The sequence below is a fragment of the Paenibacillus thalictri genome (assembly GCF_004307995.1).
Classification (GTDB): Bacteria; Bacillota; Bacilli; order Paenibacillales; family NBRC-103111; genus Paenibacillus_AF; species Paenibacillus_AF thalictri.
On the sequence record NZ_SIRE01000047.1, the window covers coordinates 25,898 to 43,563 of the forward strand.

At 48.7% G+C, this 17,666-nt stretch carries 10 protein-coding genes; 8 read left to right on the forward strand and 2 right to left on the reverse strand.

Annotation, left to right across the window (positions count from 1 at the left end):
* Positions 1-59: 59 nt before the first annotated feature.
* The 8 genes from EYB31_RS38450 (at position 60) to EYB31_RS38480 (ending at position 16,241) form a co-directional block, all read left to right on the forward strand.
* A complete protein-coding gene (locus tag EYB31_RS38450; protein WP_131018902.1) occupies positions 60-2,180 on the forward strand; it encodes a cellulase family glycosylhydrolase in 2,121 nt (706 codons plus the stop codon).
* A gap of 55 nt (positions 2,181-2,235) precedes the next feature.
* Positions 2,236-5,091 (forward strand): glycoside hydrolase family 3 C-terminal domain-containing protein, encoded by a 2,856-nt coding sequence (locus EYB31_RS38455; protein WP_420819502.1) that lies wholly within the window; start codon positions 2,236-2,238, stop codon positions 5,089-5,091.
* A 69-nt stretch (positions 5,092-5,160) separates the two neighbouring features.
* Positions 5,161-5,349 carry a hypothetical protein gene (locus EYB31_RS40545; protein ID WP_165452832.1) on the forward strand — a complete coding sequence of 63 codons (189 nt, stop codon included), beginning with the start codon at positions 5,161-5,163 and terminating at the stop codon, positions 5,347-5,349.
* A 114-nt stretch (positions 5,350-5,463) separates the two neighbouring features.
* Positions 5,464-8,169 (forward strand): UxaA family hydrolase, encoded by a 2,706-nt coding sequence (locus EYB31_RS38460; RefSeq protein WP_131018904.1) that lies wholly within the window; start codon positions 5,464-5,466, stop codon positions 8,167-8,169.
* A gap of 136 nt (positions 8,170-8,305) precedes the next feature.
* Positions 8,306-8,716, forward strand: coding sequence for a nucleoside 2-deoxyribosyltransferase (locus EYB31_RS38465; protein WP_131018905.1), 411 nt, complete (start codon positions 8,306-8,308; stop codon positions 8,714-8,716).
* Positions 8,703-9,725, forward strand: a complete 1,023-nt coding sequence (locus EYB31_RS38470; protein ID WP_131018906.1) for a phosphotransferase enzyme family protein — start codon at positions 8,703-8,705, stop codon at positions 9,723-9,725. The genes EYB31_RS38465 and EYB31_RS38470 overlap by 14 nt, the downstream gene beginning before the upstream one ends.
* A gap of 335 nt (positions 9,726-10,060) precedes the next feature.
* Entirely contained in the window at positions 10,061-15,082 is a 5,022-nt protein-coding gene (locus tag EYB31_RS38475; RefSeq protein WP_131018907.1) for an S-layer homology domain-containing protein, read from the forward strand.
* Positions 15,083-15,395: 313 nt separating this feature from the next.
* A complete protein-coding gene (locus tag EYB31_RS38480; RefSeq protein WP_131018908.1) occupies positions 15,396-16,241 on the forward strand; it encodes an RMD1 family protein in 846 nt (281 codons plus the stop codon).
* Positions 16,242-16,284: 43 nt separating this feature from the next.
* On the opposite strand, the gene EYB31_RS38485 is transcribed toward EYB31_RS38480, so the two are convergent.
* The gene (locus EYB31_RS38485) at positions 16,285-17,091 is read right to left on the reverse strand and encodes an RnfABCDGE type electron transport complex subunit D (protein WP_131018909.1); all 807 of its coding nucleotides are present in this window, start codon (positions 17,089-17,091) and stop codon (positions 16,285-16,287) included.
* Between the two features lie 41 nt (positions 17,092-17,132).
* On the reverse strand, positions 17,133-17,666 hold a 534-nt coding region (locus EYB31_RS38490), incomplete at its 5' end, for an IS630 family transposase (RefSeq protein ID WP_131018910.1).

Below are 17,666 nucleotides of genomic sequence, written 5' to 3' on the forward strand. Positions count from 1 at the left end.
ACTTAAGGGATGCGGCGGGAACACCGCTGCATCCGTTTAAAGTGAAGGAGTCGACGCTAATGAGAAAAATAACCTCCAGGTCGCTGGCATCACTTACGATCGCCGGAATGATGCTGATGACGTTAGGCTCAGCGGGTTACGCGGCAGAAACGGCTGACAGCGCCAAATCGTCGGAAGCCTCTCCATACATTAAAAATATCGACGTCAACTCATTTAAGCCATTAAAACCCGCAGATGCCGTTAAAGGTATGGCACCGGGCTGGAATTTGGGAAATACGATGGATGCGACCGGCGGAGAGGGCTCCTGGAACAACCCACCCGTGGAGGAATCAACCTTTGACGATATCGTCAAAGCCGGGTTCAAAAGCGTCAGAATACCGATAACCTGGGATGTGTATATAGGACCGGGACCCGATTACAAAATCGACCATGACTGGATGAACCGGGTGGAGCAGGTGATCGATTGGGCTTTGAAAAGAGATCTGTATGTCATGATTAACGTCCATCACGACAACTATATATGGGCTACTCAGATGGCAGTTGACCCGACAACGGGGAAATTTACCGATAACTTCAACAACAACATGGACAAATTGGAAAAGGTTTGGGCTCAAATCGCCCAGCGCTTTAATTACAAAAGCGAAAAGCTGATGTTTGAGGTGCTTAACGAGCCGGATAAAGGAGACCTTCAAGATAAGAACGATACTCCTGCCGATCCGGACGATCCGGGGAGGAAGAATCATTTGACTAAAGATGAAGTCAATGTGATGAACTTCCGAATGCTCAAGGCCATTCGCAATTCAGGCGTTCATAATGACAAACGACTTGTCGTTATTGGAGCCGAAGGGGACAACAGCGAAGATGCCGTCGATCATCTGATTATGCCTCAGGACAGATATGTGCTGGCCACGTTTCACTACTATACCCCTTGGGATTTTGTCAGCAACTGGTGGGGGCGCACGACATGGGGTTCCGATGCCGACAAGCAGGAAATGGATAAATATTTCCGGCCGGTATACGACAAATTCGTGCGGAACGGAGTACCCGTCATTGTTGGCGAATTCGGTACGGTCGGCAAGGTGTACGAGCATTCCAAGGAGTATTATTACGATTACATGATGCAACTGTCGTATAAATACGGCTTTGCTCCGATTTACTGGGACAACGGCAACGATAATCTGGACCGAAAAAACCATACCTGGCGATTCGAAAAGGCGATGCAAACGATTGTCACAGGCGCTCAAGGCATCCGCAACTCATTTGTTTTCCCGGGAGAGGCTTATATTCCCGCAGAAAAACCCCTGGAGAATTATGTTGCCAGATTGGAGCTGAACGGCAATACGCTGGAGGGTATTTACAACGGCTCCAGCCGGCTGTCTGCAGGCGATGACTATACGTGGGATGCGGAAAAGTCTGAAATCACGATCAACAAAAGCTTCTTATCGAAAGTGCTCAAGCCGAATGCGACAGGCACCAATGCGGAGCTTGAATTTCAATTTTCCCGCGGCTTGAAGCAAACGCTTCCGCTCATCCAATATGTGCAGCCGAAATTTTCAACTACAGAGGTTACAGCGGCCGGCGCGGCGGACGATGTGAAAATTCCGATTGACTTTAACGGCACGATGCTGGCTACAGTGAAGGCCGTTACTTCTAGCGGCGCACCGATCAAGGAGGATTGGGCCAAAGGCTACCTTCGCTTCGGCGATGACTTTGATTCGGATGGACAAAATGTCATTCTGAAAAGCGGGCTTTTGAAAAATTTAAACCTGGGTTCAGAGATGAAGGTGACCTTCGAGTTTTTCCCGAAAGGCGTCAGTCAGGACGTAAATGTGAAGATGGCGGAAGGGCCCAAGCATCCGGATTTTAAAAATAAGGTGGTTATTAAGCCGAAGGAAGCGGTTGTCGGGCAGGAGGTAGAAATCATTGGAAAAATTACCAGCGTCGACGGCGCGAATATTTCCAATGCGGTTGTCAATATTGAAATTCATCATAACGGACAAAAGGTGGATCAGAAAGTGTTTAACGGCGAGATGGTGAAAGAAAACGATACGTTGTCGGTAATCCACACGTTTATACCGAAGGAAAGCGGCAAATATACGGTGAAGTTCGCCCTCTTTACGAAAGACTGGAAGGAAGGTATCTTCTGGAACGATAGCGCAGGGACTTTTACCGTGAAATAACATTGAATGAAGACAAAGGAGTCATGGATTGGCCAAGAGGAGACAATACAAGATGATGGAGAATACATTGAAGTACCCATTCCGCGATCCCGATTTGCCGCTGGAGGAGCGGGTTCGCGATCTGGTTTCGCGATTAACGCCGGAGGAGAAAATCCAGCTAATGTGCCAATATCAAGAGGAAATACCCAGACTGGGCATTCCGAAATATAAACACGGCACGGAAGGGGCCCACGGGGTGGCGTGGCTCGGCGAGGCGACCGTATTTCCGCAAAACATCGGTCTTTCATGCACATGGAACCCGGAGCTGATGGGCAACATCGGCGCGGTCATCGGGGATGAGGCGAGAGTGTATTACCAGAAGGACCCCGCGCTCAACGGGCTCACGATTTGGGCGCCAACGGTCGATATGGAGCGGGATCCGCGCTGGGGGCGCACGGAGGAAGCGTACGGCGAGGACCCTTATTTGACAGGGCGGCTCAGTACGGCACTGGTGAAGGGAATGCAAGGGGCAGACTCGTTTTATTTAAAAACGGCCGCAACGCTCAAGCATTTCCTTGGCAACAATAATGAAGTCGACCGGGGCCAGTGCTCGGCGAGCATTGACCCGCGCAATATGCGGGAATATTATTTAAAAGCGTTTGAGCCTGCCTTCTGCGAAGGCCGCGCCCAATCGATGATGACCGCCTACAATTCGGTAAACGGCACGCCGTGCAACTTGAACCCGGATATCAGTCAGGTCGTGAAAGAAGAGTGGGGGATGGACGGCTTTGTCGTCAGCGACGCAGGGGATGTGCTAGGGACCGTTAAAGATCATCGGTATGTCCATTCTTATGCCGAAGCCGTCGCCAAGTCGATCCGAAGCGGCATCGACAGCATTACGGACGAACAGGCTATCTCGTTGCGTGCGCTGCACGACGCGCTGGAGCAAGGCATGCTTGAGGAGGCGGACTTAGACAAAGCGCTGCACAATACATTCCGGGTACGCATCCGGCTTGGAGAGTTTGACGGGCAGCGCAATCCGTATGCGAATATACCGGAAACAAAGCTGTGCTCGGCTGAGCATGCGTCCGTAGCGCTCCAAGCGGCGCGGGAATCGGTCGTGCTGCTGAAAAATGATGGCGCTTTGCCCTTGCATAAGGAGCAGCTTGGCAAGGTAGCCGTGCTGGGGCCGCTTGCCTCAAGCGTTTACACGGATTGGTACAGCGGCACGCCGCCTTATCATATTTCGCCGTTGCAAGGGCTGCGGGATAAGCTGGGCAGCGGCAAGGTTGCTTATCGCGACGGAGCGGACCGCATCCGGCTTCGCAGCGCTGCTACCGGCTTATATGTCGCGATCAACCGGGAAAAGGGCGGTCAATTGGAGGCCGCTGTCGCAGATCCCAATGCGGCGGAAATATTTGCGCATACTGACTGGGGCTGGGGAAGCACAACCTTAAAAGCGGTAAGCAACGAGCGATTCGTTACAGAAACAGACAACGTATTATTTGCTTCTGCGGCGGAAGCACGCGGCTGGTTTGTTAAAGAATCCTTTAGCGTGAATACGTTCTCAGACGGTACGGTTGCTCTGAAGTCGTGGAATGGACGGCTCATTGCGGTCGATGCGCACTCCAGGCTGATCGTCCGGGAGGAGCATTCATTTGAGTCTGAAGGGGACGACCTGTTTATTATCGAGGTCGCTGAGTACGGACTTCATCAAGCGGTCGAAGCGGCGGGAGGCTCCGATGCGGCCATCGTGTTTGTCGGGAATTGTCCATTCATTAACGGCAAAGAATGCGTCGATCGCCAAGATATCGTTCTCCCTCCGGAGCAGGAGGCGCTTGTGCGCGCCGTTGTCAGAGCAAATGCCAATACAATCGTTGTAATTGTAGGCAGCTATCCATTTGCCGTAACATGGCCGGACGAGTATGCCCCCGCGATCGTATACACATCGCATGGCGGCCAGGAACTGGGAAGGGCGATCTCGGACGTTCTGCTGGGAGACTACAACCCTGCAGGCCGATTGAGTATGACTTGGTACCGGTCCGTCGACCAACTGCCTGACTTTATGGATTACGACATCATAAAGAGTGGACGAACGTATCAATATTTTGAGGGCAGAGCGCTTTATCCGTTCGGTCACGGCTTGAGTTATACGCAATTTTCGTATACCGATCTGAAAGTAAATCACGACCGGACCGATTTGCGAGGCCAGCTGCTCATTTCTGTGAACGTTGAAAATACGGGCAGCCGCGCCGGTGAAGAAGTGGTTCAACTATATGTGCGAGCGAACCGCTCCAGAGTGAAGAGGCCGCTCAAAAAGCTTATAGGTTTTCGCCGCATCCCGCTGTCTGCCGGACAAAAGGAAACCGTGACCTTCCGGCTGCCGGTAGAAGATCTGGCTTTCTGGGATGTGACGCGTGAGAAATATTGCGTGGAAGACGGCTTGTACACCATTATGGTCGGCGGCTCATCAGAAGCGATAGCCGGTGAGACGGTCGTCAAGGTGGATGGCGAGACCATTCCGCCAAGAAGGTTAGCCGAGCCTGTAAGAGCCGTGTTGTATGACGATTACGAGAAGATCAGGATAGATGAATGCAATGAAGGCGGCAACTGTGTATACAGCGAGAGCGGTAAGGGGTGGATTGCTTTTCGAAATGTGGAATTTGCTGAATTTGCCGAAAAAGCGGCGGCGTTTACGGCCAGAGTCGCCAATCCCGGACCTGAAGCGGCAATCGAAATCCGGCTGGATACGCCGGATGGACCGCTGCTTGGGACATGCCAAGTCCCTCCGACCGGAGGCACACAGGCGTGGACTACCGTAACTTGCGATGTCGGTGTTTTATCCGGTTATTTGAATGTCGTGTTTGTATTGCTAGGCGAGCTGAGGCTGAAGACGGTTCGCATACTTGAATCAGTGCTTTTAAATAAATAAAAGCTGCAAGACCATTGAACTGTGCCTTTATTGTTAGACACCATCTAACAATGAAAGTGCAGTTTTTTTATGGCTAAATTAACGGCACAAGAAAAAATACAATCGGTTAAGAAGTGCCTTGAAGGAAAGGAAGGACAACGATCCGTAGCGAGGAATTTCGGCGTCACATTGGGAATATTTCCTGTCCGCGAAGCAACTGCGATCTCCAATTTTACAAAAGCAGCCAGGAAAATACCGTTCCATCTCTTTAATTTATGATACAATATGTGCATGAAAGTACGCAGAGGCCAACCACTGAAATCATTTTTTTGTAATCGGTTACAGCTATTTTAAAGATTCAAGCCTATTTTAAACAAAAGGAGTTGGAAAGTGATGAGCGCAACTTTCCGCTTTGGCGAAGTCGGCAGACTTCCTTTGCCCGGCGACAATGTCGCTATCGCCATCCGCCAGCTGGACGCGGGTACAGTCATTGATTATGAAGATCAGCTATTGACATTGGATCATACCGTAATGGAAGGGCATCGTTTTGCAGTGAAGGAGATTGCGCCCGGCGAAGCGCTGCTCTCGTGGGAATTGCCCTTTGGTGTAGCGTTGCAGCCGATTCAGCCCGGCAGTTATGTGATCAACAAAGCTGTGCTTGAAGCGTTAAGTGTACGTTCGCTCAAATTTGCGCTGCCGGCAGCGCCTAATTTTGCCGATCAGCTTCAGCCGTACGTGCTCGACGAGGCGAATTTTCAACCCGCTCCCGTTATGCCTGCTTACGAGGATACGCGTACTTTTATGGGGTACCGGCGCTGTCCAGCCCGCGGCGTAGGCACGCGCAACATGATTGTTCTGCTGGGTACCACCTCCCGCACGGGCAGCTACGTTAAACAGCTTGCGGCCAGACTGCAAGGTGATCTGGAGAGCTACCCTCATGTAGAAGGCATCGTTCCTGCGGCTCATACCGAAGGCGGAACGGAACAGCTGAACAATCTCGACCTTTTGCTGCGCACCTTGGCCGGATTTATCGTCAATCCGAACGTTGGAGCGGTGCTGATCGTAGATTATGGCATCGAAGCCGTGACCAACCGGATGGTAGAAGACTATATGCGCGAGCACAATTACCCGATCGATGACGTGATCCATCGGTTTTTGACCGTTGACGGCGGTTTTCATGACAATCTGGCTGCCGGGGAAGCGATCGTGCGTGCCTGGCTGCAGGCGGTCAACGCGATGGAGCGGACTCCCGAATCGATTAGCCATTTAAAAATCGGCCTGCAATGTGGCGGTTCGGACGCCTTCTCCGGCATTTCCGCCAATCCGCTGCTGGGGTGGATCTCTCAGGAACTGATCCGTTACGGCGGGGCGGCCAGTCTGGCTGAAACCGATGAGCTGATCGGTGCGGAACCTTATGTGCTGCAAAAGGTGCGGGATGTGGAAACGGCTCGCAAATTTTTGCAGCTGGTCGAGCGGTTTAAGGAACGCACCTCCTGGCACGGCGCCAATGCGGAAGGAAACCCTTCCGGCGGCAATAAGTACCGCGGTCTGTATAACATTTATTTGAAATCCATTGGAGCCGCCCGCAAGAAGGATCCGGTGACCCGCCTAGACTATGCAATTGAATACGGTGAGTTGATGCCGGACTCTGGTTACTACTTTATGGATAGTCCCGGCAATGATCTGGAGAGTATCGCCGGGCAAGTAGCCTCGGGCTGCAATCTCATTTTCTTTACGACGGGCAACGGCTCGATAACGAACTTCCCGTTTGTGCCTACAATCAAGGTTGTGACAACAACGCAGCGCTTCCAGCTGCTTTCGAACGATATGGACATCAACGCCGGTCAATACTTAGAGGGCGTGTCCATGGACGAGCTGGGCAAGGATGCTTTCGAGTATTTCTTGCAGATTGCCTCCGGCCAGCTTAGTGTGGGCGAGAAGGCAGGACATTCGCAGGTGCAAATTTGGCGCAATTGGCAGCAAACGGACGCAAGCCGCTTGGAGGAGCTGCTTCATGTGGTTTTGCCGGGAGGAGAGCCGATTCCGGTTCAAACGGATGAAGCGGCTGCCACCAATCCGATTCGCTTCACATTTTATCGTGATCGTGATCACCTGGCCAGCGACCAGATCGGACTGCTTCTGCCAACGAGCCTTTGCGCCGGACAGGTGGCAAATATGATCGCAAGACGGCTGAACAAGCAGGAGCTGGGGCGTACCGAGCAGCTTTCGCGATTTGTTGCGCTCGCTCACACGGAAGGCTGCGGCAACTCGGCGGGTCAGCCGGAGGAGCTTTACGCGCGGACGATGATCGGTTATATTACGCATCCGCTGGTGAAAACTTGCCTGCTGCTGGAGCACGGCTGCGAGAAAACGCATAACGACTTCATGCGGCATCAGATGGACGAAATGGGAGTTGACCCAAGCCGACTCGGCTTTGCCAGCATTCAGCTTGACGGCGGGATCGACAAGGTCACTCAGAAGGTGGAAGCTTGGTTTGCCGCGCAATTGGCCGCGGCAGGCGCCGCCGCAAAGGAGACCGCCGGCCTGGAAGCATTGCGTATCGGCATTTTGAGCGACGGTCCTGTTGCAGATGAGGCGGGCGAACAGCTGGCGGTGCTGACCAAAATGGTTGTGGGCGCAGGCGGTACCGTCGTTGTCCCCGAGAACAGCAGCTTGCTTGCGACGCCTGCGTACCGTGGGAATGTGTTGACCACATCGGAATGCAAGCCGTCCATCGCTTATGGCGAGCATGCCCGTCAATCGGGCTTTCACATTATGGAGACGCCGACCGAACATTGGGTGGAGACGGTCACAGGTTTGGCCGCTACGGGTGTAGAGTTGATGATCGCGCTGGTGGGATGCCGCCCGATGCAGACACATCCGTTTGTGCCGATGCTGCAGGTAACGTCGGGGCTGGAGATGCAGCAAACGTACGCGGGCGATATGGATTTGCTGCTGGCCGGGGACTCCTCCGTTTGGACGGAGCAAATTTTGGAGAAGTGCAAGATGGTCATCGAGCATAATTATACGCCGCGGTTGTACCAGCAAGGCAATGTCGACTTTCAATTAACACGTGGTTTGCTGGGCGTTTCGCTGTAGTGTGCCGCGGCGGATTTTTAATTCTAACCACATTCTGAAACAACAAAAACGGAGCCTTGCGAGTTTTGGGGCTCCGTTTTCTAATGGGACAAAGTTGTAGACGGAGAAAATATAATAATAGGCTGGGGAAAAGAATATGAAATTTTATATAGCGTCTAGTCTGAAAAATATGAGAAATGTTCGGCAAGTGGCAGAAAGTTTGAAAGCTTGTGGTTTTCAACATACATACGACTGGACAACGCATTCAAAAGTAGACTCCATCGGAAAACTTCGTGAGATTGGCCAAGAAGAAGTATCCGGGGTGATGAATGCAGATGTTGTAATAATCATGTTTCCAGCAGGAAAAGGATGCCATGTTGAGTTAGGAATCGCTCTGGGGGCTGGAAAGAAAATATATTTACACTCAACAACCAATGAACTAAACGAACTCGAAAACACATGTACTTTTTATCATGTTGATGCAGTCGAACAACGGATGGGCTCAATAGATGACTTAATAAATTCGGTATGCCTCGAATACCTGTATAAATACAATGAAAGGATATGAACTGAACAATATGACTGATGAATTGGTAGAATGCTGGACATCCGAAATAGTACTTCATATTAAGGAGCGTTTCGGACTATCCGTGAGAGAATTAGCGCCAATTGATATGGGCTGGCTCAATCTGAAATGGAAAATGGAGACGGATCACGGACCCTTGTTTGTAAAATATTATCATCCGGATAGGTATAAGCTCCATGTACGTCCTGAGAGAAGGAAAGCAGTAGAAAGGACGCTGCAATTGCAGCATGAGCTGAGCAAAGCCGAAATACCATGTCCGAGTGTGTACTCCTACAACGGGCAATATATTCAGGAAACTCCGTCCGGGTTGTTTTATGCAGTGCTGGACTGGGTTGATGGGTATACCGCTCAAGCCGGGACCTTGAAAACGGCTCAAATGTTTGAATTAGGTGCGGCAACGGGAAAAATGCATAAGTGGCTGCAAAATGTCCCTCTGTTGGACAAACCCGCTTGGAGGCCGCTTAAAGATGTCTATCTGCAAGAATGGCAGGCAAATTGGAACAAGGCGCAAGAAGTAGGAGATCACATTGTGATGAGTTGGCTAGATCGGTCACATTCGATTGTTGAATCAATGGATTTTGGTATTTTTGAATCATGTCAACCGGGATGGCTGCACTGGGATTTGTGGGTGGATAACATTTTACTGAATGAGCAGGGATTATCCGGTATTGTTGATTTTGACCGAATGGCCGTGGTTTACCAGGAAGTTGACGTGGCCCGGGCAGTCTTAACTGGCGCCTTGCGAGACGGCCAGATTCAAATCGAGGCTACTCGAGCATTGATGGATGGTTACCGAGGATACTCGGGAGCCTCAAACGGCGCACTCTCCCGAGCGATGAAAATGCTTTATTTGATCGAATCGATTTGGTGGCTCCGTACAGAGGTCCGTGAAAAGAGTGAACTACGCGGATTGCTGGGCAGGTTTGTTGAAGAAATGCATTGGATTGAAAATAACTGGGCCACATTATCTGAGCAATTGGATGCAATCTAATGAGATTGCGATAACGGGATACATTGGAGTGGAGTCGCCATATGGCGGCTCCATTTTCTTTATTGAAGTGATTTTTCTTTCATTTTTCTACTTGATTCGGGAAAGGGCTGAACTTTGATTTACTAGGAGAGTATCGAATTAATCCGAAGATTATGGTAAAATATAGAATAATTGTATGAGAGAGGAGGGTTATCGCGAGTACTAGGAATTGAACAACTAGTAAGGTTACTTATAAGTTTGATACGAGATTATTCCAGCAATATAGTGAAGCTTTTACTACTGATAGGGCGGACAATGCATTCTGTGGTCAAGGATTCGTACAAGGAGGAGAAACCATGTTTTTGCAAAAAGGCCGCAGTATACTAAGCGTGGTCCTTGTTTTTGTGCTGTTGTTCAGCATACTGACGCCAGCAATGGCATCGGAAGCCGCTGCAGCTGAATTCGAGGATATCCATGATTCATACGCCCAAAAAGAAATTCAAAGCTTGGTTGACACCGGAGTTATCAGCGGCTATGAGGACGGTTCTTTCCAGCCTAATAAAGCGATGAGCCGCGCCGAATTGGCCAAAATCATCGCATTGTCTCTTGGCTTAAAGGAGAATGCAGAAAAAGGGTCTGTTTTTAATGATGTGGATAGGGATGGCTGGTACAACGGTTTTGTTGGTGCATTGGTTGAAACGGGGATTACACAAGGCACTTCGGAGACAACTTTTGCCCCTGATGCCAAGGTAACAAGAGAAGAGTTGGTCGTATTTTTTATTCGTGCTATGGGCTTGGAAGAAACGGCAGGAAAGCTGCCGGTCGTTGCTCAGCTTTCAGACTTCAATGAAGTTTCAAGTTGGGCACAAGCTCCGTTATCGCTTGCCTTCAAGATTGGCTTCGTGAACGGTATTGAAAACGCTGACGGATCTTTGCGGTTCAGTCCCCGAAATCATGCGGAAAGACAAGCTTTAGCCCGTTTGGCTTACGAGTTCAAAACAAACAAAGCGAAATACATAGATAAGGCCAAAGAGCTTGTCCATAGTGCAGAATTTGCCGTTAGCTCCGTAAATGCGGTAAACAACAGCACGATTGAAGTAACCTTTAATCGGGAAATACTTGCATTTGATGCGACGGATTTCACCTTTGATAATGGTCTAAGCATCCTGAAAGTCGAACTGAAGTCAGATAGCAAATCTGTCATCGTGCTTACTACTTCGGCTCAAACGGAAGGGACGGTGTACAAGCTCAGCTACAAAGGAAAAGATACCGGTAAAATGTTCACTGGCCTTGCGGCAGCGAGTTTTGGTGGAGGTGGCGGTGGAGGTGGTGGTAGTGGAACAATTACCAACGACAACCCCGCAAAGTCCGATCTGGATAAGTTAAATAGCGGGGGTACATATGATTCGCTTACGATTACAGCGTCAGGAACTGCAGGTCCGTCTGATGGGACGGGGAAAACGATCGTTACGGGTACACTTACGCTGAACCCCGGCGCGAGCGGCGAGATCACGCTTCAAAACGTCGTTGCCGCCAATATCGTCGTTGCTTCTGGCAGCCCCAACTCTATTAAATTGGCTAATACGATGATTACAACATTAAGAGTGGCAGCGGCAAATCAACCGAATCCGGTTCGTATTGAATCCCTCGCCGGTTCAGAGGTAACGAATACCGATATTCAATCGAAAGTGATTATGGAGTCCACCGCCGGAAGCCTTGGAATGATTAAAATCGGCTCGGGCGCACAAGGGCAAGAAATTGAATTAAGGGGCACCATCAAAGGCGACGTTACCGTAGAAGGACAAGGTGCGACAATCAAACTTGCACCTCCAAAAGACGGGGGTACGACGTCTGTGGCCAATTTAAATGTCGGCACCAATGCAACCATTGCGATGAATGCAGGGGTTTCATTGGACCAAGTAACCATCACCGGTTCAAACACGAATATTGCATTAGCAGGAGAGGGAGAAATCCGCTCGGTCACGGTTTCCAGCGAAGCTGAAGGCGCGACATTAAATCTTGCGAGCACTCATATTTCGTCTATTCATTTGAATGCGAACATTAAATTGGAAGGTACTGTTGATGTAATCGGCACAGTTCAGTTAACAGCAGCGCCCGGCATTGTCGTGGAGGTTTCAGCAGATGTGGTTAATACACTGAAAGACCATGCCATTTCCGCCATTGCTGCAATTGGCGACTTCAATGCCTATTCGGCAGAAATCGATGCCCGCATCATGGAAGCTGAAACGTTAGCGAACAACGCAATCCTGCTCGGAGTAGCGGAAGCGGATATTCCGGATTATTCCACAAAGCTGTTTGAGGTCAAAAGAAAAATGACCGGTTTCACTTTGGATGCAGCTAATACTGACCTTAAAATTGTTTTTGCCGGAAATGATTCGGTAAATGCCGTTACGGAAAATATAACACTTCCGATAGTCGACGCAATAAGAGGGGTGAGCATTAGCTGGAAAAGCTCGAACTCATCCGTCGTCAGCAGCGGCGGAATTGTGACACGGCCAGCCTTTGGCGAAGCGAATGCGCAAGTTGATCTGACTGCCCGATTGTCGAAAAATGGTCAAGAGCGGGAAGTTGTGTTTTCCATTATTGTATTGGCTCAAAGTGTGCCGACTGATCCGACAGCGCCGACCTTGGTTTCGTTGACCATCGAGCCAAACGGTGTCATCAACTTAACGGCGAGTGGTGCGATTCAGCAATTGATCGTCATGGCCAATTATTCAAACGGTACTGTTGTTCCCGTAACGAATATCGCCAACTATACCAGCGGTCTCCCGGCTGTAGCTACGGTAAGCAAAGAAGGCATCGTGACGGCAGCGGCTAACGGTACTGCTGTTATTGCGGTTAGTTACGGTGGAAAAACGGCAAGCGTCACCGTAATTGTAGATATAGCGGCGCTGACACTGCGGGGGATAGCAGGCGATAGTCAGGTATCCTTATTATGGAGTCCTTTGGGAACAAACGTAACCTACCAGGTGTACGGCTCCACGGTTAGCGGATCATACACGTCAATGCCTGCATCGGTAACAAGTATAACCTACACGGCATCCCGTTTGAATAACGGTACTCCATATTATTTTATTGTGAAGGCCGTTAAAGATGGCATGATCTTAACTTCCAATGAAGTGAGCGTAACACCGTCAGCGGATGCGGTGCAGAAAACCGCGACACCTAAAGTCAACGGAAGCGTGTATCCGAACGGATTCGTGCTTACGGGAACGACGGAACCAAGGTTGAACGATGTGCCGTCCAGTGTTACTTTGTCCAAACAAGACGGTACCATTATAACCGGAAACGGTGTAGGACCGGATGGTTCGTTTCGTATGATGTGGCTTTATAGCGATTCCCCAAATGTAACGCTTTCGGCGGGCGAAGAACTGCTATTAACAGCTCAGGTATATGGCCAGGCAAAAAGCGATCCGGTAAAGATTGTTGTGCAGAATACCAACGGTCAAACGGCAATGCCGACGGTGAGCGGTATTGTCTATGAAACGGGTAACAGCGGCTACGCGGAGCCTGAGGCGTATGTTATCTTAAAGGGATTAAGCGGATATTCCTTAACGGCCCGAGCCGAAGTGGGGGATGGGGAAAACAACGGATTCTACTTTTTCCATACATCGGAAGGACTTAAAGCGGGGGATCAAGTGACGTTAACCGCTGTATTGCTCGGAAAAGCGACAAGCGACCCTGTTACGGTCACCGTACAACCCTCGGAGAAAACGATGGTGCCCACATTTACGGGATATGTATACCCCAACGGAGCACAGATTAACGGGAAATCAGAGCCACGATCCGTGTATTTGCCAACTTTGATAACTTTATCTAAACAAAACGGAACGATTGTAGCGATGAGCGGTACGGGTTCGGATGGACTGTTTACTATTAACGATATCTATCCGAATGTTACGCTTTTGGCAGGTGAAGAACTGCTGCTTACAGCGGAAGCGTTTGGCAAGAAGAAAAGCGATCCTGTCAAAATAATCGTTCAGGCCACTTCCGGACGAACTGCTCCGGTTATGACGGACATTGTGAATGATACCTTGATTAGCGGGTGGGCTCAATTTGGTTCCCTGGTCAGGATCAAGTCGAATACGTCCGGTGGGGACGGGAACGATATATGGGTTCGCGCTTCAATGCAGGACGGCTATTTTAGCTTATCCTATTTGCAATCCGGTATATTTAATGCGGGGGATCAACTGACGATTACCGCTACATTGATCGGTCAGGAAACAAGCGACCCGATTCACGTAACCGTACAATCAGCACCGAAAACCGACACTCCCAGCTTTACAGGAAACGTATATCCCAATGCGCTCATCATCCAGGGAAAAGCTGAAGAAGGCGCTTTTGAAAAATGGACAAAAGTTACATTATCTAAACAAGATGGGACTTATTTGTACGGAATAGGCGTATCTTCAGCAGATGGCGCTTTTTACGCAAAAGATTTGTTTACTAATCCAGATGTGAGCGTTGTTGCCGGTGAAGAACTTCTAATGACAGCACAAGCTTATGGCAAGAAAACAAGTGATCCTGTCAAAATAATCGTACAGGAGGCTGCCAGCCAAACGGCAGCACCTCGAACAGAAACCGTCTCGGAAGCGATAATCAGCGGGAGTGCGGAACCCGGCGCTATCATTACTATAAAGAAAGGTTCGAGCAAATACGTTACCTGGATGTCCTGGACAAATGATGACGGTACCTTCAGCGCAGATATGCTGCTGACAGGCTTATTTAATGCAGGAGATCAAGTGACGATTACGGCTACTGTGATGGGAAAAGCAACAAGCGTTCCAGTTATTTCCATTGTGCAGGCATCGCCGAAAACTGCAATGCCGGTCGTTAACGGAAATGTATACCCCAACGGATTTACTCTTAATGGATCTGTTGATTCGGGATCAAGGAATACCGATATTACTTTGACTAAGCAGGATGGAACGTTTATAGGTTCGTATAGCATAGCATCGGACAGCACTTTTTCTGCAAAGCAGGTGGTATGGTCTTATGTAACGTTGACCGTCGGAGAAGAAATATGGGTGATGGCCCAAGCGTATGGCAAGAAAAAAAGCGATCCGGTCAAAATGACTGTGCAAGCGACATCCGGTCAAACGGCCGTACCTACATTTAACGATAATGTGATTGGAACCAATCGGTTCAGTGGTCATGCAGAACCTGGTGCTATCATCACGCTGAAAAGTGATACGAGGGGATATTACAATACAACTATTGCCTCACCGGATGGGAGTTATTCCATTTATTGGCCAACGGAATTAAATAAAGCCGGGGATCAGCTATCATTATCCGCAACGACGATTGGAAAAGCGACCAGTGATACGGTACACATTACGCTTGTTGCTTCCCCGTAATCAGTCAAGGCGTTATGAAAAAGAGCGGTTAATCGGTTCACACCGATAGCCGCTTTATTTTTATCCGATTCCGTCCAAGCAGCCCGCCGAGCGGCTGACGGATGCGATCAGCGGTGCAAAGTTGCAAAAGAGCTAGGCGACACTATGGTCACAAATGTATGCAATAAGGCATTCATGTTAAGTTATTTTTAAGGCAGTCGAGATCATTGTAACCGGAACTCACCGTTTGGTATACTGTATACACCAGTCTTCGTTAAGAAATGCTATTAATTGATAATCATTAAACAATAAACTACATTGGAAGATACATGAGATGAATAATATTACGTTTAAGGCGTTAGCCATCGCTGTTGAAATTGATTTAAATAAAATTGCTATTCATTGCGGAATTCCTAAGAAATATACTTGGGAACAACCCTTGATTATTAGAAACAATATTCTCAACTCGATCTATCAAACTCCTGCTGTGGATGATTTTCAGCAAGTGATGGTATTTTCTTTCGGCAGCGTTGTATTTGTGAATCACGAAAATATGGGCCAAATAGAAACCTTTTTGAAATTTCTCCAAAATTTCGAGCACGATATCAACTTGCAGCAAGCAGATCATTACAGAGATGACTACAATCTGCAAATTGCAGCTGTGGAAGGAATGGAATTAACGGATGAGTATGTCGTTGTAGCCGAATACGAGCACTTTTTGCCAGAGTTGATCTCAACGATCCTCGCCAAATCGGTGGCGCTTGAGAAATCGGAAGAGCAGTTAAGTAAAATCCAAGATCATTTGGAACTGATGATAGAAAGACTCGAAAAAGGAAAGCTGCGAGTCAGTAATAAGGAATTAGCCAAAACAACGGCTAGAATTCTCCGTCACGAATTTAACACGCTTGCTTATATCATGATTTTGGATAAACCGGAGATCACCTGGACGCACAGTTCGGCAAGCGAGTTTTACGATGCGATGATGAATTTTTTTGAATTAAACGATCGCTATAAAATTTTGAAAAGCAAAACCGACACTTTGTATCACGTCACAGAAGGTTTCTCGGATATCAGTCATTTTAATAGGGGCTTATTCGTTGAATGGATCATTGTGATCCTTATCGTTATTGAGGTAGTTATCACTATTCTTCAAATATGCGGATTAATTCCTTCTCATTAACTGACACTTTATGAATAAGAGGTCCAAACCTCTCGTTATTAATTCACTTAGCGGTTGTCACCCGGTTTGCGGCAGGTAAGGTGTTGCGTGATTTCAACAAACAATAAAGATTGCCGGAGAGCAATCCGATAAAAAGGTACATTAATCCTCCGAAGCACCCGTAAACAGTAATTCCCACGAGTGCGGAGATTACGCCGAAGACGATTTGATCCTTAACTTTACCCGGTGAAGTAGGCGGATCGGTCAGCATCAACATGGCGAAAAACAGAGTCATATTGATGAAAGGGGACCTAAGCGCGTCGGCGGCATCACCAATATGGAGTAAACCCATGAACAGCAATAAAACGAAGTAGGTCCCCAGAAAAGAGAAGACTTGAGGGAATTTGCCTACCCGATTCGTTACCGCGAATCCCCCTATCAATAGGAATAGGACGGTCCAGGCGGGAAGATCTCCGAAAGCCCCCCACCAGCTTTGAGCGCTCTTAAACAACGGGATGGATAATAGCAATCCGAAAGCGGCCGGGTTAAACACCGGTCTTTTTTTGCTGGTAAATATATATTTGGACAAAATCGCCAGCGCGGATGTGGCGGCTACAACATACCATGAACTTGTTGTGCTCAAAATTAGCGCGACGATCAGTCCGGTGATTACCGGACCGTCCCATAAAGTTCGTTTTCTTTTGCCCATACTTGAAAAAAGAATATCCGCTGCCAGACAGACGAATACGGCGATGGCGGCTTCATAAATGCCTTTCATGTCTCGTGATTCGATGGAGGCGATCACAAGAAAAGCCGAAAGGGTAAATCCAACATATGCTTTTGGCGTTTTAACCCATTGCTTTATAGTCACCTGATATCTCTCCAACTCTAATGATGTCTATATAACTTGAATTAAAGAAGTTCCACAATTTTATCGGACTCCATGCGGACGCAGAGACGGTCAATTATGGCTTGAGGATTCTTCATAATTGATTCCATAAAGGAACGAACATTGTTACGTATTTCTGCTACCGTGTGGTAAAAGACATTATTAACGACATCGCCTTTGAGCCACTTCCAGAGCCCTTCCACAATATTGAGCTGCGGGCTGTAAGGTGGAAGGAAGACGAATGTGAGGCGCTTGTTTTCGTTCATGAACGGCTCAAGTAACTTGGCGTGATGAATCCGAGCATTGTCCAGCACCATCGTAATGTTACCTGAAGGATAAGCTTCCAGCACCCGATTCAAGAAATTCAGAAACGTGTCTGCTGTATACTCTACGTCTTCATGCCAAACTATTTTTCCATTGCAATAGTCAACGGATGAAAGCAACTTCACGCCGCGATGCTTGCCCGTTGTCCGAACGATACGTTGCTTGCCTTTCTCAAACCACGTTCGTTGCAGCGCTTGATAATCACGGATCATGCTTTCATCTTCAAACAAAAG

Bases quoted from the DNA above. Each gene is read 5' to 3' on its own strand.
- EYB31_RS38470 (WP_131018906.1), top strand. From the start codon at position 8,703: ATGAAAGGATATGAACTGAACAATATGACTGATGAATTGGTAGAATGC.
- EYB31_RS38455 (WP_420819502.1), top strand. From the start codon at position 2,236: ATGGAGAATACATTGAAGTACCCATTCCGCGATCCCGATTTGCCGCTG.
- EYB31_RS38460 (WP_131018904.1), top strand. From the start codon at position 5,464: ATGAGCGCAACTTTCCGCTTTGGCGAAGTCGGCAGACTTCCTTTGCCC.
- EYB31_RS38475 (WP_131018907.1), top strand. From the start codon at position 10,061: ATGTTTTTGCAAAAAGGCCGCAGTATACTAAGCGTGGTCCTTGTTTTT.
- EYB31_RS38465 (WP_131018905.1), top strand. From the start codon at position 8,306: ATGAAATTTTATATAGCGTCTAGTCTGAAAAATATGAGAAATGTTCGG.
- EYB31_RS40545 (WP_165452832.1), top strand. From the start codon at position 5,161: ATGGCTAAATTAACGGCACAAGAAAAAATACAATCGGTTAAGAAGTGC.
- EYB31_RS38480 (WP_131018908.1), top strand. From the start codon at position 15,396: ATGAATAATATTACGTTTAAGGCGTTAGCCATCGCTGTTGAAATTGAT.
- EYB31_RS38450 (WP_131018902.1), top strand. From the start codon at position 60: ATGAGAAAAATAACCTCCAGGTCGCTGGCATCACTTACGATCGCCGGA.